At 43.7% G+C, this 26160-nt stretch carries 28 protein-coding genes; 11 read left to right on the forward strand and 17 right to left on the reverse strand.

The window, feature by feature from the left end; translation table 11 throughout:
- From ccoN to PHE37_RS11755, 8 genes are all read right to left on the reverse strand, one after another.
- Nucleotides 1-1280, reverse strand: a 1280-nt coding sequence (gene ccoN / locus PHE37_RS11720; protein ID WP_299997946.1) for a cytochrome-c oxidase, cbb3-type subunit I, incomplete at its 3' end; no start/stop codon positions are given.
- Nucleotides 1281-1568: 288 nt separating this feature from the next.
- Complete coding sequence (gene carA, locus PHE37_RS11725; RefSeq protein ID WP_299997949.1) at nt 1569-2696, reverse strand: glutamine-hydrolyzing carbamoyl-phosphate synthase small subunit; 1128 nt, start codon at nt 2694-2696, stop codon at nt 1569-1571.
- Nucleotides 2696-3247, reverse strand: coding sequence for a DUF507 family protein (locus tag PHE37_RS11730; protein WP_300008658.1), 552 nt, complete (start codon nt 3245-3247; stop codon nt 2696-2698). Before PHE37_RS11730 ends, carA begins: the two co-directional genes overlap by 1 nt.
- 156 nt (nt 3248-3403) lie before the next feature.
- Nucleotides 3404-3928, reverse strand: coding sequence for a PDP protein (locus PHE37_RS11735; RefSeq protein WP_299996169.1), 525 nt, complete (start codon nt 3926-3928; stop codon nt 3404-3406).
- Entirely contained in the window at nt 3925-4347 is a 423-nt protein-coding gene (locus tag PHE37_RS11740; protein WP_299996166.1) for a flagellar export protein FliJ, read from the reverse strand. Before PHE37_RS11740 ends, PHE37_RS11735 begins: the two co-directional genes overlap by 4 nt.
- A 19-nt stretch (nt 4348-4366) precedes the next feature.
- Nucleotides 4367-5614, reverse strand: coding sequence for an adenylosuccinate synthase (locus tag PHE37_RS11745; protein WP_299996163.1), 1248 nt, complete (start codon nt 5612-5614; stop codon nt 4367-4369).
- A 116-nt stretch (nt 5615-5730) separates the two neighbouring features.
- The gene (locus PHE37_RS11750; protein ID WP_299996160.1) at nt 5731-6576 is read right to left on the reverse strand and encodes an ATP phosphoribosyltransferase regulatory subunit; all 846 of its coding nucleotides are present in this window, start codon (nt 6574-6576) and stop codon (nt 5731-5733) included.
- A 4-nt stretch (nt 6577-6580) separates the two neighbouring features.
- Nucleotides 6581-7684, reverse strand: coding sequence for an aminotransferase class V-fold PLP-dependent enzyme (locus PHE37_RS11755; RefSeq protein ID WP_299996156.1), 1104 nt, complete (start codon nt 7682-7684; stop codon nt 6581-6583).
- A 116-nt stretch (nt 7685-7800) separates the two neighbouring features.
- Between PHE37_RS11755 and PHE37_RS11760 the strand changes: the two genes are divergently transcribed.
- Nucleotides 7801-8580, forward strand: coding sequence for an undecaprenyl-diphosphate phosphatase (locus tag PHE37_RS11760; protein WP_299996153.1), 780 nt, complete (start codon nt 7801-7803; stop codon nt 8578-8580).
- On the opposite strand, the gene rdgB is transcribed toward PHE37_RS11760, so the two are convergent.
- Nucleotides 8577-9179, reverse strand: a complete 603-nt coding sequence (gene rdgB, locus PHE37_RS11765) for an RdgB/HAM1 family non-canonical purine NTP pyrophosphatase (protein ID WP_299996150.1) — start codon at nt 9177-9179, stop codon at nt 8577-8579. The genes PHE37_RS11760 and rdgB overlap by 4 nt on opposite strands.
- Nucleotides 9180-9279: 100 nt before the next feature.
- On the opposite strand from rdgB, the gene PHE37_RS11770 reads away from it, so the two are divergent.
- From PHE37_RS11770 to PHE37_RS11785, 4 genes are all read left to right on the forward strand, one after another.
- A complete protein-coding gene (locus PHE37_RS11770; protein ID WP_299996147.1) occupies nt 9280-10602 on the forward strand; it encodes an MFS transporter in 1323 nt (440 codons plus the stop codon).
- Nucleotides 10603-10710: 108 nt separating this feature from the next.
- Nucleotides 10711-11847 carry a hypothetical protein gene (locus PHE37_RS11775; RefSeq protein ID WP_299996144.1) on the forward strand — a complete coding sequence of 379 codons (1137 nt, stop codon included), beginning with the start codon at nt 10711-10713 and terminating at the stop codon, nt 11845-11847.
- A 13-nt stretch (nt 11848-11860) separates the two neighbouring features.
- On the forward strand, nt 11861-12583 hold the full coding sequence (locus PHE37_RS11780) for a flagellar motor protein MotB (RefSeq protein ID WP_299996142.1): 723 nt from the start codon (nt 11861-11863) through the stop codon (nt 12581-12583).
- A complete protein-coding gene (locus PHE37_RS11785) occupies nt 12583-13122 on the forward strand; it encodes a hypothetical protein (protein ID WP_299996139.1) in 540 nt (179 codons plus the stop codon). The genes PHE37_RS11780 and PHE37_RS11785 overlap by 1 nt, the downstream gene beginning before the upstream one ends.
- A 5-nt stretch (nt 13123-13127) precedes the next feature.
- Here PHE37_RS11785 and glp read toward each other — a convergent pair whose 3' ends face one another.
- The 3 genes from glp to PHE37_RS11800 are packed head-to-tail and all read right to left on the reverse strand — an operon-like array spanning nt 13128 to nt 14994.
- Nucleotides 13128-14327 carry a gephyrin-like molybdotransferase Glp gene (gene glp, locus PHE37_RS11790; protein ID WP_299996136.1) on the reverse strand — a complete coding sequence of 400 codons (1200 nt, stop codon included), beginning with the start codon at nt 14325-14327 and terminating at the stop codon, nt 13128-13130.
- Nucleotides 14324-14770 carry a molybdenum cofactor biosynthesis protein MoaE gene (locus tag PHE37_RS11795; protein WP_299996133.1) on the reverse strand — a complete coding sequence of 149 codons (447 nt, stop codon included), beginning with the start codon at nt 14768-14770 and terminating at the stop codon, nt 14324-14326. The genes glp and PHE37_RS11795 overlap by 4 nt, the downstream gene beginning before the upstream one ends.
- Before the next feature lie 2 nt (nt 14771-14772).
- Nucleotides 14773-14994, reverse strand: a complete 222-nt coding sequence (locus PHE37_RS11800) for a MoaD/ThiS family protein (RefSeq protein WP_299996131.1) — start codon at nt 14992-14994, stop codon at nt 14773-14775.
- Between the two features lie 117 nt (nt 14995-15111).
- Between PHE37_RS11800 and PHE37_RS11805 the strand changes: the two genes are divergently transcribed.
- Nucleotides 15112-15792, forward strand: coding sequence for an MqnA/MqnD/SBP family protein (locus PHE37_RS11805; RefSeq protein WP_299996128.1), 681 nt, complete (start codon nt 15112-15114; stop codon nt 15790-15792).
- Here the strand turns inward: PHE37_RS11805 and gltX are convergent.
- Nucleotides 15789-17171 carry a glutamate--tRNA ligase gene (gene gltX, locus PHE37_RS11810; protein ID WP_299996125.1) on the reverse strand — a complete coding sequence of 461 codons (1383 nt, stop codon included), beginning with the start codon at nt 17169-17171 and terminating at the stop codon, nt 15789-15791. The two genes, PHE37_RS11805 and gltX, sit on opposite strands and share 4 nt — an antisense overlap.
- Nucleotides 17172-17261: 90 nt before the next feature.
- Here gltX and PHE37_RS11815 point away from each other — a divergent pair, with 90 nt between their 5' ends.
- Nucleotides 17262-18098, forward strand: a complete 837-nt coding sequence (locus PHE37_RS11815; protein WP_299997978.1) for a peptidylprolyl isomerase — start codon at nt 17262-17264, stop codon at nt 18096-18098.
- Between the two features lie 50 nt (nt 18099-18148).
- Here the strand turns inward: PHE37_RS11815 and PHE37_RS11820 are convergent, their stop codons facing one another.
- The 3 genes from PHE37_RS11820 to accB form a co-directional block, all read right to left on the reverse strand.
- On the reverse strand, nt 18149-20281 hold the full coding sequence (locus tag PHE37_RS11820; protein WP_300008661.1) for a methyl-accepting chemotaxis protein: 2133 nt from the start codon (nt 20279-20281) through the stop codon (nt 18149-18151).
- 211 nt (nt 20282-20492) lie between these two features.
- Nucleotides 20493-21833 carry an acetyl-CoA carboxylase biotin carboxylase subunit gene (locus PHE37_RS11825; protein ID WP_300008662.1) on the reverse strand — a complete coding sequence of 447 codons (1341 nt, stop codon included), beginning with the start codon at nt 21831-21833 and terminating at the stop codon, nt 20493-20495.
- A 2-nt stretch (nt 21834-21835) separates the two neighbouring features.
- Entirely contained in the window at nt 21836-22294 is a 459-nt protein-coding gene (gene accB, locus PHE37_RS11830) for an acetyl-CoA carboxylase biotin carboxyl carrier protein (RefSeq protein WP_300008664.1), read from the reverse strand.
- A 73-nt stretch (nt 22295-22367) separates the two neighbouring features.
- Here accB and dcd point away from each other — a divergent pair, with 73 nt between their 5' ends.
- The 4 genes from dcd to PHE37_RS11850 all read left to right on the forward strand — a co-directional run bounded on the left by dcd (nt 22368) and on the right by PHE37_RS11850 (nt 24336).
- Complete coding sequence (dcd, locus tag PHE37_RS11835) at nt 22368-22928, forward strand: dCTP deaminase (protein ID WP_299924157.1); 561 nt, start codon at nt 22368-22370, stop codon at nt 22926-22928.
- Nucleotides 22929-22971: 43 nt separating this feature from the next.
- Nucleotides 22972-23208 carry a DUF465 domain-containing protein gene (locus PHE37_RS11840; protein WP_299994699.1) on the forward strand — a complete coding sequence of 79 codons (237 nt, stop codon included), beginning with the start codon at nt 22972-22974 and terminating at the stop codon, nt 23206-23208.
- A 121-nt stretch (nt 23209-23329) separates the two neighbouring features.
- Nucleotides 23330-23845: a GAF domain-containing protein gene (locus tag PHE37_RS11845; RefSeq protein WP_299994701.1), complete on the forward strand. Its 516-nt coding sequence runs from the start codon at nt 23330-23332 to the stop codon at nt 23843-23845.
- The gene (locus PHE37_RS11850) at nt 23842-24336 is read left to right on the forward strand and encodes a GAF domain-containing protein (RefSeq protein WP_299994702.1); all 495 of its coding nucleotides are present in this window, start codon (nt 23842-23844) and stop codon (nt 24334-24336) included. Before PHE37_RS11845 ends, PHE37_RS11850 begins: the two co-directional genes overlap by 4 nt.
- A 2-nt stretch (nt 24337-24338) precedes the next feature.
- Here the strand turns inward: PHE37_RS11850 and asnB are convergent, their stop codons facing one another.
- Nucleotides 24339-26144, reverse strand: a complete 1806-nt coding sequence (gene asnB / locus PHE37_RS11855) for an asparagine synthase (glutamine-hydrolyzing) (RefSeq protein WP_299994705.1) — start codon at nt 26142-26144, stop codon at nt 24339-24341.
- Nucleotides 26145-26160: the final 16 nt, after the last annotated feature.

Raw genomic sequence — 26160 nt, forward strand, 5'->3', positions numbered from 1 at the left:
GCACGCCACATCATACCTTGTGTAATACCGGCAATCCACATAGAAGTGAAATACAATACAACACCTAGAGTTTGAATCCAGAATTGAGTATTCATCAATGATTTAGAATAAATCTCACGTTTGAATACACGCGGAGCCATATGGAACAATGCAGCCATGATCATGAATGCAACCCATCCAAGAACACCGTCATGTACGTGACCGACGATCCAGTCAGTAAAGTGAGCCAATGCATTGACCGATTTGATCGCTTGGATCGGACCTTCAAGAGTTGAGAACATATAGAATGTAGAAGCCAAGATCATGAATTTGATCAATGGACTTGCAGCAACTTGTTGCCATTCACCCTTCATGGTCAAAAGCATATTGATCGCAGAACCCCATGATGGGAGAATCAATACAACAGAGAATACAGAACCCATAGTTTGCATCCAGTCAGGTACAGTAGAGAACAACAAGTGGTGTCCGCCGGCCCAAAGGTATACAAACATCAATCCCCAGAACGCAAGCAAAGAGAGTTTATATGAATAAACAGCTTGACCAGACTCTTTTGGAAGGAAGTAATAGATCATCGCAACGATAGGTACTGTGAATCCGAACGCAACCGCGTTGTGTCCATACCACCATTGTACCAACGCATCATTTGTACCTGAGTACATTGAAACAGAGTGATACCATGCACCGATTCCGCCTGATGCGAAATACGTTGGAATTTCCATATTGTTAAATAGATACAACATTGCAATACCCAAGAAAGTAGCAATGTAATACCAAATAGAGATATACAATGATTTTTCACGGCGGATACCGATCAAACCGAATATTGACATACCCCAAATAACCCAAACCACAACAACTGCGATATCGATAGGCCATTCGAATTCAGCATATTCTTTTGATGTTGTAATCCCCAACAACAATGAAACTACAACTGCAACAACTACTAATAAGTAGAGTCCAAAATGTAATTTACCGAGGAACATCAAGAATTTTGATTCAGCCATCGATACTTTTAATACACGTTGACCAACATAATACCATGTTGCCCAGATACCGCTAAGGGTAAATCCAAAAATTACTGCATCGGTGTGCAACGGACGAAGACGGCTGAAGTTAGTGTATTCCGCCAATCCTGATCCCGCAATTGTATTGACTGCAGGAAATGCCATTTCCCACGCCAAAATAACGCCGACAAGCATCCCGACGATTCCGAGTAACACCGTTGTAAGCATAAACATCTTCGCAACCGTGTAATCATACTCCAATGGACGATTCTCCATTTACGACCTCCTTAAAGATTCAAAGCATAAGAGCCTATTAGGGCACCTCTGACTTCGCAAAACTGTGAAATCAAAGATGCCCTTAACACTTTTGTAACAAAAGTAGGCTATTAGACACTCTAATAATAGCAATACGAGCTTTTAATCAATCTTAAATTTTTAAATGTTTTTCGCTATATGAAAACTTAACGAGATATTTAAGTTTATTTACAGAAATAGGGGTAAAAAAGTAACACTGAGCGATAAATTTATCGTCAATTTACCCTCTGGGAATCCCAAAGAGTTTTGTTAGCGTTGAAGAAGTTGAAGAAATTCGTTGAAGATGTATCGGCTCTCTTTAGGACCCGGGCTGGATTCAGGGTGATGCTGAACCGAGAAAACATGTCCACTGTTATAGCGCAGCCCTTCGATCGTATTGTCGAAAAGATTTACATGCGTTACTTCAGCAATCTCGCGTACCGATTCAGGAACATTATAATTATGATTTTGTGCCGTAATCTCTACCATTCCAGTTTTAACATTTTTCACAGGATGGTTTCCGCCGTGATGACCGAATTTTAGTTTGTGGGTATCATATCCGTGGGCAATACTTAAAAGCTGATGTCCCAAACAAATCCCGAACAACGGTATTTTGCGTGCAATGAGTTTTTTGATCTCATCTTGCTCTCGTTTTAGAACCAATGGATCTCCCGGCCCGTTTGAAAGAAAAACACCGTCGATCTCTTTAGCATCATAACGGCCGATAAGCTCGTCTGCACTGAATGAGTTCGGCAAAACTTCGACTTCCAATCCAGCTTCCGTCAATTCATTTAAGATATTGCGTTTGACACCGAAATCGATTGCCGCAATTTTAGCTTTTGGTGCCGGAGCATCGTTATAACGGAAATTAAAAGGATCATAAATTCCATTGGTATGAATATAGGCACTTTTCGTACTTACTTCTTCAATATAGTTAATCTCTTCAATACGAGGCGAACTTTCAAGCAGTTTTTTGAGTTCTTCTTTGTCACTCACTTGTGTCGAAGCAATCATCATCATTGCCCCTTCAGTTCGGAGCATTTTAGTAATATAGCGGGTATCGATGTCACAAATCCCGATGATTCCGTGTTTTTCTAAAAAAGTGTGTAATGCTTCTTGTCCTCGAAAATTGGAAAATTCACGTTGATATTGACGGACAATGACTCCTTTACAATGCGCACTGGAGCTCTCCATATCTTCTTCATTGACACCGACATTTCCGATCTCAGGCATGGTAAACGTCACGAATTGCCCAGCATACGAAGGATCGGTGATAATCTCTTGATAGCCGCTCATAGAGGTATTAAAAACGATTTCGCCTACGGCTGTTGTATCTGCACCGAAACTTTTGGCACTTAGATACGTCCCGTTTTCGAGATAAATCCAAACATCACGCATTACGCCATCCCCCGTCTAACCAATTCATCTTTATAGAGTTTTTCATATACGATCTCATACTCATCCGTTCCCGGAATAAGATCACGTTTGTAGCTTTTAAGTTTTTGATATACTGCGGATTCAATCTCGCTTGAATCGGCGATAGATCCGGTGATCGCATCATAAATGATATTTTTGATACGATTTTCGCTGACATCGTAATTAATCAAATCTTCTTCGTACAATTCATTCAGAATTTGATGTGCAATGTCTGAGTAGCGGTCTTCATACGAAAGGACGACTCCGTATTCCGGCGCTAATTTCTTTTTGATCATAAAAAAGAGTTGTCGCTCATCGGCTAGATAAAAATCGATCTGTTCTTCGTTGGCGTTGACGATCTCTTTGACTTTTTCTTCCAAAGCGATCTCTTTTTTAATGTTGGCAGCCAACACTTTTTCGGCCTCTTTAGCAGTGCTTTCAAGCCCTTTGGTCATAGTAACCAAACCGCTGCGGCTAAGATCGACGGCGATTCGTGTCGCGATGTGGGGTACGTGTGTCAGTGAAACCTTCATTGCCAGCCCTGGAGTGAAATTTTTTGCATTTTACTCTAAAACACCTCTCAAATCGCTTAGAGATACAAATATATGGAACTGATCTGACTCAGTATGAGGCAAGCTTTAGTGCCATAGCGGCAAGCGTAGCCAAAGGGATTTTATTCCTTTGGCGTTCTATTTGATGGCTTCGGGAACTTTTCGCAGTTTATTGGTAATGTCCGATCCTTTTTTCGGATCCATTTTCGCCAATATCTGGCCTACGCCTTTACTATTGAGTGTTGTTAATATCGCAGCCGCATCATCAGCCGACATTTCAGAGAGGATCAATGCCGCTGCAGCAGGTTTCATTTTGGCATAAGCCTGCGAAACTTTATCGGCTTTGAGCTGTTTCATCTCGTCCAACACTTTCTTGTTCTCATCCAGCATTTTTTTAATGGACGCTTCTCTTGTTTTGATTTCATTCAGTTTTTGATCGACTTTCGTATCTTTTCCCTGGACCAATGCCTCTTTTTTACGTAAAAGTTCTTCTGTTGCTTTTTTCAAGGTATCGAGGGATTGGCGTTGTTCATCCAAACGCTCCAGCTGTACCAGAAGTTCATTTTTACGATCTTCAAAAATTTTGGTACATTCATACGATTTTGTACTCTCAGCCCCTTGAAGCCAAACTATGCCTAGCATAAACAGCAATATAAATTTCATAAAACCTCTCTTTTATAGATCATAGTTCCTATTTCATCGAGCATTTTTGCCTCTTGATCTTTGAGCATTTTAATTTGGGCATTCATCTCCTGAACTTCCAGATATTTGAACTTTTCATACTCCATCATCGCCGCTTTGAAATGTTCCCGCATCTGCTGCTGTTTCAGCTGTGCAGCCTCTAGCGCTTGCTGACATTGTTCAATACTTAGATGTTGCGCGTGTATCATAGCGGTTGCTTGGGAAAATTCGCTCACCGTACCTTCCGTCGGGAGTGTCATATGCGAGAGATATTCATAGGCTCGGTTTAATTTATCAGAAGCGGATGAGAGGGCATTATTAGCTCCGATAAGGGCACGTTCGGCATTGTCTAAACTCTTTTTTTTGAGTTTAACCAAAGGCTCGTAACGCGACTTTCCCATAACGGCTCCTCAATAATGATTATAATGTAATCGTGTCGTTTCGATCCGGTGATGTTGAAATCATACCAATTTTAGTTTGTGTTAACTCTTCGATTGCACGAAGATATTCTTGTGCAGTAGCCGGAAGATCTTCAAAACGACGAACTCCCTCGGTTTTATCCCAGCCAGAGAATGTTTTATAGACCGGTTTTACCCCTTCAAGATCAAGCGGCATATAATCGATCACTTCGCTGTTTACTTCATAGGCTACACACACTTTCACTTCATCAAAACCGTCAAGTACGTCCAGTTTCATAATAGAAAGATCATCGCACCCGTTGAGGCGGCTCGCATAACGACATGCTACGGCATCAAACCATCCGCATCGGCGCGGGCGTCCGGTCGTTGTACCGAATTCATGTCCCTGCTTACGGAGACGCTCGCCGATTTCACCGTGATCTTCCGTCGGGAACGGTCCGTTACCGACACGGGTGCAGTACGCTTTTACAATCCCCGTTACTTTTCCGATATCTTTCGGATTTACACCGAGACCGGTACACGCACCCGCTGAAATTGTTGATGAACTGGTAACATACGGATAGGTCCCGTGATCGATGTCAAGCATCGTCCCCTGTGCCCCTTCGAGAAGAATTTTCTTCTCATCATCCATCAAATCCCATGCCATTTTCGTCGTATTGGCCAAAAACGGAACCAAGGCTTCCGCAAATACGTTCAACTCTTTGACCAACTCCTCACGAGACGGCAAAGCAATTTCCAACGCTTCAAAAATCGCTTTGTTTTGAACAAAATATTCCATGACACGGCTTGTCAATGTTTCAACGTCACGCAATTCACCAAGGCGGAATCCGGCACGTGCGATTTTTTCACTATAAGCCGGCCCGATGCCCCGGCCTGTTGTACCGATTGCCTTTTCGCCTCGGAGTTTCTCTTTGGCTTGATCAATCAACGTATGAAACGTCAAAATCATATGTGCCGATTCACTGACAAACAAACGCCCAAGGAGATTGTCAAACTGCTTCATCTCTTTGATAAGTGCTTCGGGGGAGACAACAACACCGTTGCCGATGATATTGATCGCTTTAGGGTTTAAAATTCCGGATGGAATTAGGTGCAATGCATGCGTTTTTCCATCAACAACGATGGTGTGACCTGCATTGTGTCCCCCTTGATATCGGGCAACACAATCATATTTTTGCGCGAGCAAATCAACAATTTTACCTTTTCCTTCATCACCCCATTGAATCCCTACGATTAAATCCGCTTTCATTTCTAAAATTCCTTACGTAATTTTTATTTTACACGCGAATGGAATGCAATCCCATTCTCTACGCTTGCCGCTGTGGCACTGAAGCTTGCCTCGTTCGAGGCAGACAACTCCATCCTTTATGTGTGTAATGCGTCGATTAACGCATCGGTGTAAATGGCGAATCCGACCGAAACGGTCTCATCACTTTTATAACGTCCGCCCATGGCGTACATTTCGTTCCCTTCGATTACGCGGAAAAAGAGCTCATCATAATAGAGCATTTTAGCGTAATAAAGGGGAGCTATAACGACATTCGGATATTCCAGCCCTACACAAAGCTCTTTAATCTTGATCAATTCCGGTTTAATCGTCTCAGGAACAATTGCGGCAACCTCATCGATTTCATGGACATGCTGCATATAGACCAAACGTGTTAGCCAGTCGATTTTCAACGATAAAAACTTCTCGATATTGACATGCCGAAAATCGTCTAAATGCAATCCCAACATCTCAGAAAGGATACGGGGAATATTGATATTTGAAATTTGCAATAACGGAGCAATTTCCAATTCATTTAAAATCCGTGTCGCTTGCGTAAGTGCGTGTGAGAGATTCGGCTCATCAATAATCTCAACACCGATCTGATACTGCTCTTCGGCAGGATAGCGGTATACCGGCTGAATATAGAACCATTTTTTATGTTCGGTATTTCCGCCGAGACGTTTATTGACAATGCGCACTACATCGATTGTCGAATCGGCACGGAGGCTGATCGGATGGTTTTCGCTGTCATTGACACGGATAAGCTCACGCTGATCGCACACGCTCATATGCTGATGATACGAAAACAGCGGAGTTAAAATCTCTTCAAACCCGGCTTCATTCAACAAAGTACTCGCTTTGGTTTCGATAATACGCTTCGTTTTCGCCGCTCCGGCAAAATAGAGCTTGGAACCTTCCGGAATTTCGTGTTCAAATACCATAATATCAGAGTCCGAAATAGACGGTATTAAACACGCGGTTTGCGGTTCCGTCATAAGCACGTCGACCCATTTTTGCCAAGGCCAATTCCACACTGTTAGCTGCCCAACATGCCTCATACGGAGCAATAAGCCCCATATGGTTGATACGGAAAATCGAATCTTTGATATGGTCTTGCCCGCCGGCCACATTCACATCGAATTCTTTAAGGGTTGAACGGATTTTTTTCGCTTCGGCGTCCCCTACCGTCGTCATCGAGTCAGCAGGAGCTGTCGGATAGATAGAGAGGCCTATCGCTTTCATCGCTTCGCGGGTTGCACGAGCACGACGAGCGGTATCCGCATACAATTTCTCCAGCCCACCTTCGGCTTTGATGCGGTTTAAGACAGATTCCAACCCGATCGTGATCGTCGTTGCCGCTGTCCATGCCGTCGTATTTTTACGCTGATTTTTGATCTCGGTTGCGAGGTTAAAGTAATACCCTTTGCCGCTTCCGATTTTCTCAATCGCCGCATTCGATAGACCCATAATCGCGAGCCCCGGAGGAAGCATTAACGCTTTTTGGCTTCCTGAAATCAAACAGTCGATATTCGTTACGTCGATTTTCTCGACACCGACCGCCGTGATACCGTCTGCAATGACCATAATAGACGGGTTGTGTGCTTTTACCGCCGCTGCAATCGCTTCGACACTGTGACGCAATCCGCCTGCACTTTCGCAGATTTGAATTGCGAGTGCATCCACATCCGGGTTTGCACGAAGCGCTTCCATGACTTCCTCAACGGTAGCGGGAGTATCCCATTCGTGCTTAATCTCAACGTTGGCAATCCCGTGAGCCACGGCAATCTTACCGAAACGCTCACCGAATTTTCCGGAATTAATTGAGAGGAGTTTGGAGTGTGCGAGATTGATCACAGCCCCTTCCATTGCACCGGTGCCCGATGAAGCAAGCATTAATACCTCATCCATTCCCAAAAGTTCAAACAACAATGTGCGAGTTCGCTCAAAAATTGCCTCAAATTCGGGAGTTCGGTGGTGTAGCGTTTCACCTGCCATAGCAATACGTACCGACTCAGGTACTGGGGTAGGTCCGGGTGTAAAAAGTAGCATTAAAAAATTCCTTGATGGAAAGTGTCACAAATCCGCGAATTTTACCCTAGTTGAGGTTAGGGGAGGTTTAAGACACTTTCCTATGATACAATTGCGCCAAAAAGAAAGTGGTTAACATGACTTTGTTTGATTCGTTAATTTTAGGTGCTCTTGAAGGGGTAACCGAATTTTTACCTATCTCCTCGACCGGGCACCTGATTTTAGCTTCTCAGTTATTAGGATTACAGCAAACCGCCGCACACAAAGCATTCGAAGTTTCGATTCAGTTAGGAAGTATTTTAGCCGTACTCTTTTTATATGCACAAAGACTTTTGCAGGACAAAACACTCTGGTTTAAAATCGCCATCGCCTTTCTTCCGACCGGAGCACTCGGTTTTTTATTTTATAAACACATCAAAGCACTTTTTGGCGTCGAAACGGTCAGTATCATGCTTGTAGCCGGTGGAGTCGTCTTTCTTATAATCGAGTATTTCCGACGTGATAAAGCGATCGATGAAGGAAAAGATTTGAGTGAACTGACGGTCAAAGAAGCATTTACAATTGGATTTTTCCAAAGTTTTTCGATGGTTCCAGGAACCAGCCGTTCGGGTGCAACCCTCATTGGCGGATTGTTTATGGGATTAAACCGTAAAAGTGCTGCGGAGTTCTCATTTCTATTAGCAATACCGACTATGTTTATCGCTACCGCCTATGATCTGTTCAAACATCGTAACGAACTCGTCGTTGATGATTGGACTATGCTTATCATTGCATTTGTTACCGCATTCATCTTTGCCTTTGCAACCGTCAAAGCGTTTGTCGGTTTTGTCAGCCGCCATACGTTCGTTCCGTTTGCGATTTACCGAATCATCGTAGGGGTTATATTCTTTTATATGGTTACGGAACTACCGGCTTAAGAACGCAATGATTTGATCTGATCGATCAAAATTTTTGCCAGTTCCAGCGCTTTGGAACGGTGGGAAAGACCTTTTTTGACATCGTTGCCCAACTCTCCGAGCGTCTGTTCAAACCCGGCAGGGATAAAAATCGGATCGTATCCGAAACCGTTTTCGCCGCGCAGCTCGGTAATGACATTTCCATGCATCCATCCGTGTACGCAACTCTCCCCCTCACGAGACACCACTGCGATTGCCGCCGTATAGTGAGCAGGTGTAGTATCTAGCCCTTTTTCCTTTAGTGCTTCGACAAGTTTTAAAAGATTATCCCGATCATTTGCACCCTCTCCGGCGTAACGGGCACTGTATATACCCGGAGCACCCTCTAGCACATCCACACTGATACCGCTGTCATCTGCCATTACTATCGCCTCAGGATCACCCAACGCGGCATACACTGCGCGGGCTTTGATCAGCGCATTTTCTTTGAACGTGTCGCCGTCTTCAACGATCTCAAATCCTTCGATCAGATCGGTATACGGAAAAACTTCCCGATCGTGAAGCAGCTCGATGATCTCACGAACTTTCCCCTTATTTGACGTTGCCAAGACGATTTTCATTTCATTCCTTACAGTAGACTTTATCCATCGGTGTTTACCCGATGTTTCATCTAAGGGTGTAATATAATACTGAAAATTTTAACGTATCTAAGGTTGCACGGTGTTTAAAACGGTTCTCCCACTCTCAGCGATTCTGTCGCTCCGCTTTTTCGGTCTCTTTTTAGTTCTTCCGGTCCTTTCTGCCTATGCACTCAGTCTCGAAGGCGCTACCCCGCTTCTCATCGGAGTTATTGTCGGGGGCTATGCGTTGACGCAAGCGATCTTTCAAGTACCTTTCGGTGTACTCAGTGATAAAATCGGCCGTAAACCGACACTGTTACTCGGTCTCGTCATTTTCTTGGTCGGTTCTATCATCTGTGCGGTAAGTACCGATATCTACACGCTTATGATTGGACGTTTTTTACAGGGTGCCGGTGCAATCGGTGCGGTTATCCCTGCTATGATCAGTGATTTGGTCACCGAAGAGAAACGGGGACATGCGATGGCGCTCATGGGAGGAACCATTGCGATCAGTTTTGCTGCGGCAATGGCTTTGGGACCGGTTCTTGCCGCTGGATTCGGATTCTCTTCACTGTTTTGGATCGCGGGAGTTTTGTCGATTTTATCGATGATCGTCCTCTTTACCAACGTTCCGACCCCTCCGCGTATCCGTCATATCTACCATTCGGCAACAACAACCAAAGATATCCTAAAAGACCCGAATCTCCTCAGTATGATTATCACCAACGGGATGCAAAAAGGGCTCATGACCGTTTCGTTCGTCCTAATCCCTATCTTTCTGACCAAACCCGAATATGGCTTTTTATGGGATAAAAAAGATCTTTGGCAGGCATTTATGCCGGCTATGGTTATGGGGCTATTGGCCATGGGGCCTGCTGCCGTTTTCGGAGAAAAATATAATAAACCGCGTGAAATCTTTCTGATTTCCATCGTCCTATTCATCCTTTCCTTTACCCTGATGGGCTTTGCGAACAAAGGATGGGAGTTTATTATAGGGGTTGTGAGCTTTTTCATGGCATTTAATATGATGGAGCCGTTGGTTCAATCCATGATCTCCAAATATGCCAAAGTCCACCAAAAAGGTGCGGCACTCGGTATCGCCAACGGATTCGCCTATTTTATGACATTTATCGGCGGTGCTGCGGCAGGTATCGCACTGCAATACTCAAGCCGTGAAGCGTTTACCATCGCCTTGCTCGTCATTACTACATTATGGCTGTTATGGACGTTCAAAATGCAAAATCCTCATCGATATTCGCATCTGTATATCTCTATGGATCATGTGGATATGGAAAAACTCAATAATCTGGAACATGAGCATATTGCGGAGTGGTTTATCAATGAGACCGAAAATATCGTCGCAGTCAAATACCGCAAATCGCTAATAGAAGAAGAGGCAATTAAAGCGAAAATTGTCAAATAAGCTAATAGTCTGTCATCCTCCAGCGGGATGACATTATCTCCAATCCTTTTCCTCCCTCTTTCAACACATCAAAGGATATAATACTCTTTTCACAAACGGAGCAAAATTATGATCAATAATATGGCCTATTTCGGAGTCGGTTTAATTACATTGATGTTTATCATTTTCGTGATGAACCGAAAAAATAAATCCATTCAAGAATTAGCTCCAAGTATTTTAATCACCACCGGTATTTTTTTTACATTCGTAGGGATCGCTATCGGATTAATCCATTTCAATGCGGATAATGTAGATAAGAGTTTACCCACACTGCTAAACGGGATAAAAACTGCATTTTGGGCATCTGCCACAGGTGTTTTGTTTGCTTTGATAATCAAACTTCTGGATATTTTCGATTTAACGCAGCACAATGATTCCGCCCAGATTGAGGGAATGAGTATCGATGATATCGTCACCTATCAGGCCAAACAAACCGAAGTGCTGGTGGAGATACTCCAAAGTATCAAAAATATGCACACCTCGATCACCGCTCAGGATGAATCTTCCCTTGTGAGCCAAATCACATTATTGAGAAATGAATCAAACCAACAAAGCAACGCATTGCGCCAAGAATTTCGGAATTTTGCTGAAACCATGGCGGAAAACAATTCAAAAGTATTTATCGAAGCACTCAAGGATGTTATCAAAGATTTCAACGACAAAATCACTGAACAGTTTGGGGATAACTTTAAACAGCTGAATCAAGCGGTCGAAAAAACCGTCATCTGGCAGGAAAACTACAGAAATCAAATGACCCAATCCATCGAGACAATGACCCTCATAACAGCTATGTTGGAATCTCAAGCCCATGATTACAGTGTAGTCGTTTCCAACAGTGCCGAATTCGAAGGGCATGTATCGGCGATGGCGCGTTCACTGGAAGAGATAACGTTTCAGAGAGAACATCTCCAAAGCCTTATTCAATCCCTCGTGAACTTTTTGGAGTCCGCATCGGATTCTCTCCCGCTGATCGGACAAAAAGTTGACGATATGACGGAACGTTTGGTCAAAGGGATGAATGAAGCTACCGAAGAAGTTCAAAAACAAGTCACTCTTCTCGATAATGAGCTGGAAATTGCTCTTAAAAGATCATTGGAAGGGTTGGGTCAGCAATTAGCCTCTCTCTCAAACAAATTTGTACAGGACTACACGCCTCTGACCGATAAATTGCGAGAAGTGGTCGCGTTGGCTTCCAAACAACGATGATCGGGTTTACAGTATGAACAATACCCTGCTACCGCGAAAAAAACACCACAGCAAAGAAGATTACTGGATCAGTTTAAGCGATATGATGACCTCGCTGATGATGCTCTTTTTGCTGATCTCCGTTATCTATATGATTAAGGTTCAAGACAGTGTTAAAGTTCCCCAAATCTATAAAGAGACAACCCAAGGGCTTAATCATGCCCTCAAAAAAGAGTTTGATCAAGACCTAAACAAATGGGGTGCTGTCATCGATAAAGATTTAACCGTCCGCTTTCAACAGCCTGATATACTGTTTGCTACCGGGTCATCTGTTCTGACACCAAGATTTAAAGAGATTTTGGATGAATTTTTCACCCGCTATTTGAAAATCATGATGTCCAAACAATTTATCAATAATATCGAAGAGATTCGGATTGAGGGATATACATCCTCTATTTGGGAGGGAGAAAGTGATCGTGAAAAAGCCTATTTTAAAAACATGACTCTTTCCCAAGAACGAACGAGAGCTACACTAGAATACATCATGACCTCCGATAAAATCAATCTGAGCGATGATCAAAAAGAGTGGCTGATGAAATATTTTAGCGCTATCGGGTTTTCTTCAGGTCATCCTCTAAGCAGCAGCGGAAGATGCGTAATCGATGGGGAAAGTGAAGATTGTCGGCTATCTCAGAGGGTAGAGTTTCGAGTCCGCACCAACATTGAGCGCAAAGTCGCTGATATTGTAGAAAAATAATGAATCTCACCGATTTTTTGGAGTTTAAACCGCTTGAAAGTCTCCGAAGTGAAATGAAAGCGCCTTTGGTAAAACCAATCTTTATCCACTCTTTTCAAAATCCAATCATCACTCATAAAAGCGATAGACTAGAGCTCAAATCGCTCAATGAGCTGACAATACATCCCGATGGTACATTGCTGTACAACAACAGTCGGGTTCTTTTGTATATCGTCGATTACAGTTTAACCAATATCTATGATAACCCAATTGTCTCTGAGTTTCATATCAGTTCATGTCCAACACTACAAGAGCTCATTACCAGAGGACGTCGGCTAAGATATTTTGTCACATCCGGAGACGATGAGCTATTTTTAGTTGATCAAATGTTTGAAAGTACCAATCAAATAACACTCGTCCAAAAACTAAGCGTTTGCAAACATTGTCTGGCATTTCTTAATTGGTCGCAATACGAGGATGTAGATGAGATTACTAAACAAAATATATTTAAAAGTTTTACCGTACTTTCATTTTTTGAAAAATATCCGAGAGAGCTTTAATCAGTTTATAGCTTTATCACCCGGACAAGTGTACCCGCTTCCAAATCTCCGTCCTCTTCACCACAGATCATGAGTCCCGCATTTCCGAGCAGATTGGTCAAAATCGCAGAGCTTCCCGTCTTTTTCCCATCGAAATCAACATAGTAACGCCCGTCTTCGAAATTTAGATTACACGCTGTAAATTCACTTTTATTGGAACGTTTGGAAAAAGGGACTTTGAGTATCGCCTCAATAGGTTCATACGGATTCTCACGCCCCATCATTCGTGCAATCAACGGCGCCGCATACAGGATAAAGGTGACAGCGGAAGAATACGCGAAGCCCGGCAAAGAGACGATAAACTTCTCTCCCCGCTGTGCTACCATGACATGCTGACCGGGTTTGATATTGACCCCTTTGAAAATGACCTCGGCACCAAGTTTAGGGACGATATGTTTTACAAAATCATAATCCCCGACACTCACTCCGCCTGTACTGACAACAATATCACTTGCGTGCATTGCCGCTTCAAACCGTTCCATAATGGCATGTTTGTCATCCCCGACGATGCCCATCTGGACGCTCTCTGCCCCCAATGAATCGACCAGCGCTTGCAGCGTATAACTGTTGGAACTTCGGATTTGCCCCGCATGACGAGCCGTTTCTCCGATATCGAGGATCTCGCTTCCTGTCGCGATAATTGCAACACGGGGGCGCTGAGCCACACGTATCATCACCCGATTGACACCGGCCAACACACCGATCTGTGCGAATCCGAGCTGCGTTCCTTTAGGGATCAGGACTTCTCCTTCGCGATAGCTCTCTCCGACCGGACGGACGGCAAAACCGGAGGGAACCTCTTTTTCGATGATGATTTTGTTCCCCTCTACCCGAACGTTTTCGATAGGGATAAGAGTATCGGCACCCTGCGGCATCAATGAGCCGGTAAAGGTTTTTATGCACATTCCGCTCGTCACTCCGGCAACGCTGTCGGCTCCGGCAGGATTATCTCCGAATATCTCCAATGAATCAAATTGTTCTAAATCGCTGTGGACTATGGCATAACCGTCCATGGACGAAGTCGGATGGGTCGGATAATCTTCATCAGCAATAATGTCTTCAGCCAAAATCCGTCCCAAAGAAGCCGTTAAAAAGACCTGCTCATTTCGCTCTTGTCCCATACTTAAAAGACTGATCATATTTCGGGAAGTCTCGTATGAAATCATGCATTGCCCCCTAATATCCCGGCACCGCTGATCGGAGTCGAACGATCACGCGCATAGATACGTTCTCCGTTTTTCAGATCGTACTTCCAGATCGGGGCGGAAGCTTTAAAATCTTCGACAAATTTCTCAATCGTCTCCAAAGCAACACGCCGTTTCGGAGAAAACACCGCGGCGATATAGCTCGATTCATGTACCAGTACATCGCCCCGGCTGTGCGCCATTTTCAGTTTTGCCCCCAATGGTGCCGCTTTTGCTTCCCATGCCTGAAACCATGCATTTAGAATCGGTTCATACACATCGAAACTGAGCCCGTCAATCCCGTCTTCTTCCCGCACCGTTCCGATAAACGGGATATACGCACCGTAGTTGTAATCGGCTTCTTCACTGTACCATCGGGTTATGATTTCCGGAACGTTAAGCGCTCCGTCATAGAGTTCTAACATACTCATCCGCCGCATACCGGAGGAAGCAATGATACTTTATCCCCTGATTTCAGAGGAGTATCGAGGGTTGCGACAAGGGTATCATTGACCGCTACCGCACAGTTTTCAAGCCATTGCGCCATTTCCGTATCTTGTTTCAATACCTCAGCGACATCACGTAAAGATGCCGCTTCCAACGTTAACTGAGCCTTTTGAATCGGTCCTAAGAATTCGATTGTCACCATGACAATTCCCCTTATTGGGTAGTTATATTGGTCTAAATTATAGCGAAAGAGAACTAACAGTGCCTTGTCAGGGATCAATTAGTATAATACCTATCTTATTTTATAAGAGGAGATAGTTTGATTTTCGGAAAAATAGATTTTTTAAATCTCCTCCCCTTTCATGTTTTTATCAAACGCTATGCCCGTACTACACGTTTTCACCAAAGCCTCCATTATCACAAGGGTGTCCCCTCGGCTCTGAACCGTGAGTTCGCCATGCGTCGGATCGATGCGGCATTTGTCTCCAGTATTACCGCACAAAACTGCCGCCATTTCGGAGTCGGAATTGTTGCCCAGCGAGAAGTTCTCAGCGTACTGTCACTCCCCAATGCCGATAAAGACGACAGCGATTCGGCAACGTCCAATCTCCTTGCTCGTATACTTGATATCCACGGAGAGATATTGATCGGGGACAAAGCGCTGCGCTTTTACTACAGCGGCGGCGACCATATCGATTTGGGAGGGACATGGTATGAGCAAACAGGGCTGCCGTTTGTTTTTGCTCTTCTCTCGACGCACAACCACACCGATGAACTTCACCGACTTAGCCGTGCATTTGTCTCAAAAAAGGTCAAAATCCCTTATTATATATTGAAGAAAGCCTCTCTGCAAAGCGGACTTACTCCGGTACAAATCATTCATTATCTAAAATATATCAGTTATAAAGTGGGTGTGAAAGAAATGAAGGGGTATAAACGGTTTGTAAGAGAGGCAAAAAAGAGAGGGATAAACCCCTCTTTGAAAGATATCCGATATTAATGCGCTAAAAGTGCTTCGATACGCGCCAATGTCTCTTCTACTCCGATAATCGCCATAACGCTATCAAGTGCCGGACCTGAGAGTTTCCCCATAAGGGCGATTCTCAGCGGTTGTCCGATTTTCCCGAATCCGATTTCAAGTTTGGTTACCACCTCTTCCATCACATGATGATAATCGCTTGGAAGATGGAGCTCGGATGCATTTTTAAGTGCTTTCGCAAAGCTTTCCAATATCGCTTTACTCTCTTCTTTGTACCCTTTTTTGAGTGCCGCTTCATCAAACGTTTCAGGACGGGTCAACATCTCGGTAATCAAAGCCGCCATTTCCACAAGCGTTTTTGCACGCTCTTTTATCGCGTCGAGGATGATTTCGCGTTTATCATGACTGATCAACACAACGCCGTGAAATTCGAGAAGCTCACACAATTTCTCATTCGGTGTATTTTTGATGTAATGACTGTTAAGCCAGTCAAGTTTCTCGACGTTATACACTGATGCGGAACGGTTGATATCGCTCGGATCGAATAGTTCCAGCATCTCTTTCATCGAGAATATCTCTTGATCTCCGTGGCTCCAGCCCAGACGGACCAAGAAATTGAGAAGCGCTTCAGGGGTATATCCAAGTGTTTTATACGCCATGACATCGGTTGCACCGTCACGTTTGGAAAGTTTTTTACCTTCGTGATTGTGGATCATCGGTACATGGAAAAATTTCGGAATTGGAAATCCGAGTGCTTGATACACAACGATTTGTTTTGGAGTATTGGAGAGATGATCGTCTCCCCGGATGACATCCGTAACTCCCATCAATGCATCATCAACCGCAACTACGAAGTTATACGTCGGTGTACCGTCGGCACGGGCAATGATAAAATCATCCAGGATGTCGGCGACGTTGAAAACAACGTCTCCTTTCACCCCGTCATGTACCGTGATGGAGCCTTCCAGCGGCGCTTTGATACGGATGACCGCTTCGCGTCCCTCAGGCGGAGTCCCTGTAAAATCGCGATATCGATTATCGTATTTCGGACGTTCTTTTCGAGCTGTCTGTTCTTCACGAAGCGCTTCGAGTTCCTCTTTGGACATATAACATTTGTATGCTTTTCCCGCATCGAGCAGTTTTTGGGCATACTCCTGATAAATCGGCAAACGGTTCGATTGGTATTCAATCACTCCGTCATGTTCCAGTCCGACCCATTTGAATGCTTCGACAATCGCTAGAGCTGCGGCTTCATCGTTACGGCTGAAGTCGGTATCTTCGATTCGGAGTAAAAAATTTCCGCCGTTACGACGCGCCCAAAGATAACTCAGCAGCGCAGTACGCAAACCGCCGATATGTAAATACCCCGTCGGGCTTGGGGCAAATCTGGTAACTACCATGTTCTAAATCCTTTTTGGATGCAATTGCGCAATTTTAGTTAAGGCTATGTTAAAAGCGGGTAAAATAGGAGACTTTTACAAGGAGCTTCGATGCGATCGCTAACCCTTTCTGCTTTATTGGCCACATTCTTATGGAGCGCCCCTATCGGGGGTGTCGCCGTATTAGTCAAAAACAGTCCTATTACCCTCTATGAAGTCCAGCAGGAGATGAAACAAAGCGGAACCGATGCACAAACCAGTTCCGATACGCTGATCCGTAAAAAGCTGGAACAACTCGAAGCAGAAGAGAAAAAGATTACCGTCACTTCTGCTGAAGTGCAAGAAGAGCTTGAACGAATGGCCGCTCAAAACAAGCTGACCGTCGATCAATTAATCAGCGCGATGCAAAATGTCCGCGGATTAAACGAAAAAGATCTCAGAGCCAGAGTCGAAGAAAATATCAAAGGGCAAAAACTGTACAGTGCCATCGCCTTTTCTAAAATGGCACAGCCTACCGCTGATGAAGAAGCCGAGTACTATCAGCTCCATTTGGATGAGTTTTCACGACCTGAGAGCTTTGATGTCACCACATACGTAGCAGCCTCACAAGAAGCCCTGTCGGAAAAAATAGCGGACCCGATGCGCAATGTCCAGAATATCAAATCGAAAGAGGAAAATATCCCGTACAAGGGAATCAACCCTCAACTCGCACAGATTCTCAACAAAATCCCTAATGGAAGCTTCGGCCCGATCCTCCCTAACGGTAAAAACGGTTTTATGAGCTTCTATATGCGAGATAAACAAAACGTCGTCACCGAAAATCTAGACTCGGTGCGACCGCAGATTGATAATTCGATCATGGGGGACAAACGCAATCAAGTGTTAAACGATTATTTCACCCGCTTACGCCTCAGTGCCGATATTAAAGTCCTTCGCCTTCCTCAATAAAGAGGAAGAAGGAAGCTACTCTCAGGATTTAACTTTCTTCTTTATCTCTTCTATCTTACCATCTCTGATAAAACAACAAAAAGTTCTTTACTCGCCGCTTCCGCCGCTTTAAAACTTGCGATAATCTCTTTATCATTTGCAACCGAATCTTTTTTCAACAATTCCATCGCTTTTCGAATTTCATCATGCACTTTTTTATGCGGTTCTAACAGTTTCCCGTAAGAAGGCGATTTTTCAAAGACGGTTTTTCCATCACCGTGTTCGTACCAGTGTCCAAGGGCACAGGCATGATGATCGCTAAATGTGCTTCGCTGCTCCGTTTTTCCCTCAAATCCGGCTTCATACGCACGTGCTTTAAATATCATATGATCTATTTTTGCCATATTGGTAAAAATTTCATGGCTGATTGATTGGCTGTCTTCTTTTATTTTTTCAACATTACCGATCAGCTGTGCCATAACGTGCTTGAATTCATCCAATCGGCGAGTCGAATCGACGGCGTATTCTTCAACCCGCTCACTGTTTTCCAGCATACCCACTGAATTTTGTTTCAATACACTGATGTTAGCTTCCACTTCACTCGTCGCTTTCTGCGTCCGTTCCGCCAGTTTGCGTACTTCGTCGGCTACCACGGCAAATCCGCGCCCGTGCTCTCCGGCCCGTGCCGCTTCAATAGCCGCATTGAGAGCCAAAAGGTTCGTTTGATCCGAGATATCTTTAATCAGCGTGATAACATTCGAAATTTCGCTCACATTGTGATTGAGCTGTTCCGAGTTGCTGCGGGAGTCGTTAATCATTTCGGTGATATTGGTCATACTGCTCATGATTTCATCTGTTTGTACATTCACCTGATCGACAACTTTCCCCGTTTCAGCATTTAGATCATTCACTTGATGGAGGTTTTGAATATTACTTTCAAGAGAATTACGTAAATTCCCCGCATTATCAATTGTTCCTCCGATCATTCCATGAGCAAGTGCCAAAGAAATTTCGTTTTTACGATTTTGTTCTTCTGTTTTTGCTTTGGCAGATGATGCTTCTACGGCTTTTTCCTGTGCTTCGAGAGCAATTTTTTCGACCTTGCCGATAAAGATATTAAAACTGTGTGCCGCTTTTCCGATTTCATCTGTGGATGAGATCTGAAGGCGTTTGCTCAAATCAGCATCACCGCTTGCCAATTCTTGTGCAATATGATCAAGATTTTTAATAGGTTCAGTCACTGCGCGACGTACTATTATGATCAACAAAACCAAAATAATAATATCCATAGCAGACATAATCACAACTTGTCGTAACAGTGAATTTTCCGACTGGCTGATCATACCTTCAACCGCATCCAGTTTTTCGCCGACAAAGGCATACCCTACCACGACATTCGAATAATCCTTAATCGCAATAGGGGTAACAAAATAATCTTCAGTTTTAAATGACCCTTTTTGAGGGTCAAATTGAGCTGAGCCCAACTCTTTCAAAAACCCTTTATCGATCGTATCCTCTTTAAGAGCCAATATATACTTCTCACCGACTTTAGGAGCATCTTTTAACTCTTTTGCGACATCCAAATATTTATTGTCGACAGCTACAATCAGATCTGACCCGTAATTTTGTTTCATATCTTTTACAATCGAGTTAAGACCCTGCATAAACTCGACAGAACCTAAATATTCATTCCCTGAGATAATCGGGGCAATCCCTCTGAGTTCCAAACCTGCAACTCCCATTTCAATCGCGACAAGAGGTTTTCGTGTCTCTTTTACAGCAACGATGGTTTTGCGAAAGCCTGAAAGATCATCACCGAATTTTTCAGGTTTCCAGACCCGAATAAAACTGTGCACATTTTTATCATGCACGTGAATTTTAATATTGCCGAATTTGGTATTCTCTTTGTACTCTTTAGAAAGTGATTTCAAACTGTTAAGGGTTGACTCACGATCATTACCGACCAAACCGTTTACAACAGCACTGTTTTTGGAGATACCGATGGCATTCGTAATTCCAACATTCTTTTTTGACTCAACAGCTTCATCAAAAGCTGTTGTCATCTCTTTGGATTGCGCGGTATAGACATCGGTACGTATTTGGTCTACCGAAACCCAATAATTGACTAAAACAATTACAAATCCGATCAAAATCGATGCAATTAGCGGAATATGTACTTTTTGTGCAATACTAAGATTATTCATTGGATCCCTCTTCTTCATGATGTTTGCCCTACAAAGGGAATTCTCTGATACTGTAATATAACGTAAAATCAGTGTAAAAATCAGCTCAGCAACATAAATTACACAATAAATAGAAGATTAGTGTTTATAAGAAATACTTTAAGTAAAATATTGTTAGAAGATGGCTTGTATTCTAAAAAAAGAGGATGAAAGATGAAAATTGCAACGGCAATCAGCCGCTGTAATTTTCGAGATATTTGGTATCGAAGTTATTGTTGATAAAATCAGGATTTTGCATCATTTTTAAATGGAAAGGGATCGTAGTTTTAATACCCGTAATTGTAAATTCACTCAGTGCCCGATGCATTCTGGAAATTGCATCATTGCGATCCGTACCGTAAACGATCAATTTTCCAATCATCGAATCATACGTCGGTGGAACGATATATCCCGCATGAGCATGGGTATCAACACGAACATTTCTACCGCCAGGAGAAATCCATTGGGTGATTTTCCCCGGACACGGTAAAAATTTGATCGGATCTTCAGCCGTAATACGGCACTCGATCGAATGACCGCTCAAAATAACACTCTCTTGCGGCGGAAGAGCTTCCCCTTCTGCTACACGAATCATCATTTCAATCAAATCGAGACCGCTTACCATTTCAGAAACACAGTGTTCTACTTGAAGACGGGTATTCATCTCCATAAAATAAAACTTTTTATCGGCATCAAGCAGATACTCAAACGTTCCCGCACCCTCATATTTAATATATTTGGTCGCACGAACGGCTGAAGCATGCAATTCTGCACGGATTTCAGGTGTCAACGCCACGGCAGGAGATTCTTCGATCAATTTTTGATGACGACGCTGCATCGAGCAGTCACGTTCACCGATATGCAAGACATTCCCGTGAGAATCCGCAATGACCTGTACTTCAATGTGACGAGGATTTTTAATGAATTTCTCCATATAAATCGTACCGTCACCGAACGCACCGATCGCTTCCGCTTCCGCCGCTAAAAAGGCATTTTCAATGTAACTTTCATCTTCAACGACCCGCATTCCGCGTCCGCCGCCGCCGGCAGCCGCTTTGAGAATAACGGGATAACCGACCTCTTTTGCACGTACTTTTGCTTCCGCAATGTCTTTAATCGCACCGTCAGATCCCGGAACAACCGGAACACCCGCCTCGATCATAACCTCTTTGGCTTTGGATTTATCAGACATCATAACCATAACTTCAGGAGTCGGCCCAATAAATTTAATCCCGTGATGGGTACAAATCTCAACAAAATGCTGATTTTCACTCAAAAATCCGTATCCCGGAAATACCGCATCACACCCGCTGATTTCACATGCCGCGATTATAGAGGGGATATTGAGGTAACTTTGAGAACTTGGAGCTGCACCGATACAAATCGCCGCATCGGCAAGCTTAAGATACGATGCATCTTTATCGGCAGTCGAATAAACCGCAACGGCCTCTTTGCCCATTTCCTTAATCGTTCGGATGGCGCGTAGAGCGATTTCGCCCCGATTAGCGACTAAAATACGTTTAATTTCCGCCATAATTAAAGCTTCTCAACCGCAAAAAGTGGCATATCATACTCGACAGCCTGAGAGTCAGAGACAAGAACGCTAAGGATCTTACAATCAAATTCAGCCTCAAGTTCGTTCATGATTTTCATCGCTTCCAATACTGCGATCACCTGCCCTTTTTTAACGCGATCACCCACTTTGACAAACGGAGCCGAATCCGGTGACGGAGCAGCATAAAATGTCCCCACCATCGGAGACAGGATCATATCACCTGAAGGAACCACAGCCGCAGCTGCCGAAGTTTCAGCTGATGCCGTAACCGCAACCGGAGCCGCTACTGATGCTACAGGTGCAGCGACCATTACAGGTGCAGCAACTGCACCGATATTTTTTTCAAGTTCAATCGAAAAAGCATCTTGAGTTATTTTTAATTTTGAAAGAGTACTTGCATCAAACTCTTGCAAAAGAGCTTTAATTTGTTTCATATCCATCGGAAAATGCTCCTAAAAGTAGGGTAATAGATGTGTTATACTACCACAAATAAAATTAACAACGGATATGAAGATGGGTCTCAAAAGTGATGGATGGATACGGGAAAAGGCATTAAATGAGGGAATGATCTCCCCATTTTGTGAAGATCAAGTGGGTGTGGGCGTCGTCAGTTACGGACTTAGTTCTTATGGATATGATATCCGTGTGACGAACGAATTTAAGATTTTTACCAATCTAAACTCCACAGTCGTTGATCCGAAACACTTTGATGACATGAATGTCGTCGATTTTGTCGGTGATGTCTGTATTGTCCCGCCGAACTCCTTTGCATTAGCCCGGACGGTAGAGTATTTCAAAATTCCCCGCGATGTTTTAGCCATCTGTTTGGGCAAATCTACCTATGCACGTTGCGGTATTATCGTCAATGTCACCCCTTTTGAACCCGAGTTTGAAGGACACATTACCATCGAGATTTCAAATACGACTCCGCTCCCGGCAAAAATTTATGCCAACGAAGGGATTGCGCAAGTACTCTTTTTACAAGGTGATGAGATGTGCGAAACCAGCTATAAAGATAAAAGCGGCAAGTATCAAGGACAAGAAGGGATCACGCTTCCACGGATTTTAAATTAACTAGTGGTACAATTCCGGCAAAATTCCACGCAAGGACACCTCAATGTTGCACGAATACCGCGATGTTATCACCCATATGAAACAAAATGATGCGGCAAATGCCCACTTTTTGAAAATTTTTGATCGTCACAATGATCTCGACACCCAAATTGCCAAAGGTGAAAGCGGAGAGCTTCCGATGACGGATCTTGAGCTTGAAAAACTCAAAAAAGAAAAATTGTTACTCAAAGACGAAGCATATGCAATGATCATCGAGTACAAAAAAGAACACAACCTCTAATTTTTCCTTAATCCCCCCCTGGGGGGCTCCCTTCCTCACTTTTTTCAACTGAATTGATTTACTTTTTAGCTTTAAGTGGATACGATTTATGTTTTCCTCGACACTATTCAAGGGGTACTCTATGATAACGTCTTACGCTGCTCTGTCCGAATTTGGACGATCTTTGTTAAAACGCCCGACTCTGAGTGAAGGGCTTCCGATGATCTCAGAATATGCGAAACAAGTCAGCGGAGCGCAGCGATGCTCTATCTTCATTTATAATCCCAATATGCAAATGCTTTGGACGACATTGGCCGATGAGACAGAAAAAATCATGGTACATAAAGACGACGGGATTGTCGGGCATACACTCAAAGAGGCTAAACCGATTCTAGTCAATAATCCGTATGAAGATCCACGATTTTTACACACGATTGACAATAAAACCGGTTTTGTGACCGAAAATATCGCATCAATACCTATTTTTAATTCCGCCCGCCGTATTATAGGAGTATTTCAACTGCTGAATAAACCCGGCGGATTTTCAAATGATGATGTCAAATTTATGATCTTTTTTGCCCACTACATCAGCGGCTACCTCGAACTTGCGATGCTGTTTGATGATGATGCCAAATTACTTGCCAAGGAGACTGAATGAGTCTAGAAATCTATAAACGAATTGCCGATTTTGGAAAACGTCTCTCGGGACTGGATCGCATCGAAGATGCATTGCCGACTATTTCGGAAGAAGCCAAAGCGATCGTGAGTGCCGAACGGTGCTCGATCTTTATTGTCGACCTGCCCGGCAACATGCTTTGGACAAAATTGAGCGACGGAATAGGGAGAATCGCTATTGGGCTTGATTCAGGAATTGTCGGAGAAACGGTTCGTACCAAAACCGTTAAATTGGTCAATAACCCGTATGAAAACGCCCACTTTTTACCAAAGATTGATGAAAAAAGCGGCTTTGTAACCCGAAATATACTGGCCGTACCTATCTTCAACTCCCGTCAAGACGTAATCGGTGTCATCCAGCTGCTCAACAAATACAACGGAGATTTCACCGACAAAGACGAAGGGATCATGAGCTTTTTCGCCAACTATGTCAGCGGAACATTGGAACTTGCTCTACTTATGGAGAAAAAATAAGGCTAAAGTAGTTCTCTGTTCATCCAATGGCTCAATACGTATAATCCCCATACGTGTTGCTTGAAGCGGCCACGGCGGGCCAAATCGAGATACTCTTCTATCACTTCGGGATAAAATAATCCCGTTTTATCATTCACTTCCCGTATCAGGTCCAAACGCCCTGAAGCAATCAACCATTCCATATAGGGGTTCGCAAACCCTTTTTTCTTCCGATCGATAATTTCATCGCTGAGATAGTTTCGGGCAACCTGTTTTAAAAGGGTTTTAGTCTCACCTTCACCGATACGCAGATTCGGGGCAATCGATAAAACCGTTTCGGCCAGCCGATGATCCAAAAATGGGGTGCGTGCTTCAAGAGTATGCGCCATCGAAACCCGATCAAGTTTTGCCAAGAAATGTTCACCCACAAAGAGTTTCAGATCGATCATACTGTACCACATGCTCGGATCACTGTGGGAAGATTGTTCAAATTCTTGTCGATAAGCGTTCAAAAATCGGAGTGATTCGTTGTCCCGAATATTTTGACGAAAAAGTTTGTTTTGCTGCAAATCGGTAAACTTTTCTCCCGAAGTACGAAACAAAAGCGTATCATCAAAAACCCGTTTGTACCACTCCCACTCGCGATTCATCGAAAAGTGGGAATGAAAGTATTTTTTGAGCCAGTTTTTATGGTGTAAAGAGGCCGCTTTTTCGATATCGAGGTACTCAAAATATTGCCGGTATCCCAAGAACAGCTCATCACTTCCCTCACCGCTCAATACGACTTTATATCCATCCATACCGATTTTTTTCATAAGCAAATAGAGCGGTAAAGCCGCAGGATCGTTCAACGGCTCATCCATATGGGTCAGCAGATCGTCCAGATGTTCGTTGAAATCATCCTGTGAAATAATCACTTCCGTATGTTCCAGTCCTAAATAATCAGCCGTAACGGCAGCGTTTGCCCTCTCATCATACGCACCGTACTCATTGTACCCCAACGTATATACAGGAAGTTTTTTCCCCTGACGTGCCGCCATGGCACAGATCATTGCACTGTCCAGGCCACCTGAGAGCAATGCCGCTGTCGGAGCCTCCGTGTCAAGGCGAAAGGCAACCGAGCGATGAAGCTCTTCCTCTATCCGACGCAACGCTTCATCTTTATCCGTAATTACGGAACAAGGGGTCTGCAGAACATCGTAATAACGGTGTTTGGATAGTTTGTTTTTTTCAAAACAGAGCCATTCCCCGCTCTGCACTTTTTCGATACCTTTATAAAATGTATGCGGCGGAGTCGGAGCCAAAAAAGAAAGATACGAATGGAGTGCCTCCTTATTCATATCCACTGAGGCTAAAAAAGGTTTGAGAGCTTTAATCTCCGAAGCAAATACGAAGACTTCCTTTCCCTGATGATAAAAAAGCGGTTTTTTCCCGAAACGGTCTCGGACAAGATAGAGCTTTTCTTCGTCCAACAGCGCAAAAGCAAACATCCCTTCCAAATGATTCACACACTCGATTCCCCACGCCTCATAGGCGGCCAATATGACTTCGGTATCACTCGCGCTCTCCCACTCGCTCAGCTTCAAACGTTTGCGAAGTTCCCTATGATTATAGATCTCTCCGTTAAAGCTGATCACACTCCGACCTCTGCTCATCGGCTGATGAGACCTAGGGTGCGGATCGGTGATAGAGAGACGCTGATGGGCCAAAAATACACCATCGCGTTCTATGATTCCGCAATGATCCCGACCCCTGTGAAGCAACGTCTTTAACGCTTCACGTGCTTTATGTGGCGAATACTCACCGATAATTCCGAATACACCGCACACGTGAAACCTTTTTTTT

Origin of the sequence: Sulfuricurvum sp., assembly GCF_028681615.1 — a bacterium.
In the GTDB taxonomy this organism is placed as follows: Bacteria; Campylobacterota; Campylobacteria; order Campylobacterales; family Sulfurimonadaceae; genus Sulfuricurvum.

Excerpts from the sequence above, each read along its gene's own strand:
- carA (WP_299997949.1), bottom strand. The coding sequence starts at position 2,696 with ATGCGTGATGTTTGGATTTATCTCGAAAACGGGACGTATCTAAGTGCC.
- PHE37_RS11730 (WP_300008658.1), bottom strand. The coding sequence starts at position 3,247 with ATGAAGGTTTCACTGACACACGTACCCCACATCGCGACACGAATCGCC.
- PHE37_RS11735 (WP_299996169.1), bottom strand. The coding sequence starts at position 3,928 with ATGAAATTTATATTGCTGTTTATGCTAGGCATAGTTTGGCTTCAAGGG.
- PHE37_RS11740 (WP_299996166.1), bottom strand. The coding sequence starts at position 4,347 with ATGGGAAAGTCGCGTTACGAGCCTTTGGTTAAACTCAAAAAAAAGAGT.
- PHE37_RS11745 (WP_299996163.1), bottom strand. The coding sequence starts at position 5,614 with ATGAAAGCGGATTTAATCGTAGGGATTCAATGGGGTGATGAAGGAAAA.
- PHE37_RS11750 (WP_299996160.1), bottom strand. The coding sequence starts at position 6,576 with ATGGTATTTGAACACGAAATTCCGGAAGGTTCCAAGCTCTATTTTGCC.
- PHE37_RS11755 (WP_299996156.1), bottom strand. The coding sequence starts at position 7,684 with ATGCTACTTTTTACACCCGGACCTACCCCAGTACCTGAGTCGGTACGT.
- PHE37_RS11760 (WP_299996153.1), top strand. The coding sequence starts at position 7,801 with ATGACTTTGTTTGATTCGTTAATTTTAGGTGCTCTTGAAGGGGTAACC.
- rdgB (WP_299996150.1), bottom strand. The coding sequence starts at position 9,179 with ATGAAAATCGTCTTGGCAACGTCAAATAAGGGGAAAGTTCGTGAGATC.
- PHE37_RS11775 (WP_299996144.1), top strand. The coding sequence starts at position 10,711 with ATGATCAATAATATGGCCTATTTCGGAGTCGGTTTAATTACATTGATG.
- PHE37_RS11780 (WP_299996142.1), top strand. The coding sequence starts at position 11,861 with ATGAACAATACCCTGCTACCGCGAAAAAAACACCACAGCAAAGAAGAT.
- PHE37_RS11785 (WP_299996139.1), top strand. The coding sequence starts at position 12,583 with ATGAATCTCACCGATTTTTTGGAGTTTAAACCGCTTGAAAGTCTCCGA.
- glp (WP_299996136.1), bottom strand. The coding sequence starts at position 14,327 with ATGATTTCATACGAGACTTCCCGAAATATGATCAGTCTTTTAAGTATG.
- PHE37_RS11795 (WP_299996133.1), bottom strand. The coding sequence starts at position 14,770 with ATGTTAGAACTCTATGACGGAGCGCTTAACGTTCCGGAAATCATAACC.
- PHE37_RS11800 (WP_299996131.1), bottom strand. The coding sequence starts at position 14,994 with ATGGTGACAATCGAATTCTTAGGACCGATTCAAAAGGCTCAGTTAACG.
- gltX (WP_299996125.1), bottom strand. The coding sequence starts at position 17,171 with ATGGTAGTTACCAGATTTGCCCCAAGCCCGACGGGGTATTTACATATC.
- PHE37_RS11815 (WP_299997978.1), top strand. The coding sequence starts at position 17,262 with ATGCGATCGCTAACCCTTTCTGCTTTATTGGCCACATTCTTATGGAGC.
- PHE37_RS11820 (WP_300008661.1), bottom strand. The coding sequence starts at position 20,281 with ATGAATAATCTTAGTATTGCACAAAAAGTACATATTCCGCTAATTGCA.
- PHE37_RS11825 (WP_300008662.1), bottom strand. The coding sequence starts at position 21,833 with ATGGCGGAAATTAAACGTATTTTAGTCGCTAATCGGGGCGAAATCGCT.
- accB (WP_300008664.1), bottom strand. The coding sequence starts at position 22,294 with ATGGATATGAAACAAATTAAAGCTCTTTTGCAAGAGTTTGATGCAAGT.
- dcd (WP_299924157.1), top strand. The coding sequence starts at position 22,368 with ATGGGTCTCAAAAGTGATGGATGGATACGGGAAAAGGCATTAAATGAG.
- PHE37_RS11840 (WP_299994699.1), top strand. The coding sequence starts at position 22,972 with ATGTTGCACGAATACCGCGATGTTATCACCCATATGAAACAAAATGAT.
- PHE37_RS11845 (WP_299994701.1), top strand. The coding sequence starts at position 23,330 with ATGATAACGTCTTACGCTGCTCTGTCCGAATTTGGACGATCTTTGTTA.
- PHE37_RS11850 (WP_299994702.1), top strand. The coding sequence starts at position 23,842 with ATGAGTCTAGAAATCTATAAACGAATTGCCGATTTTGGAAAACGTCTC.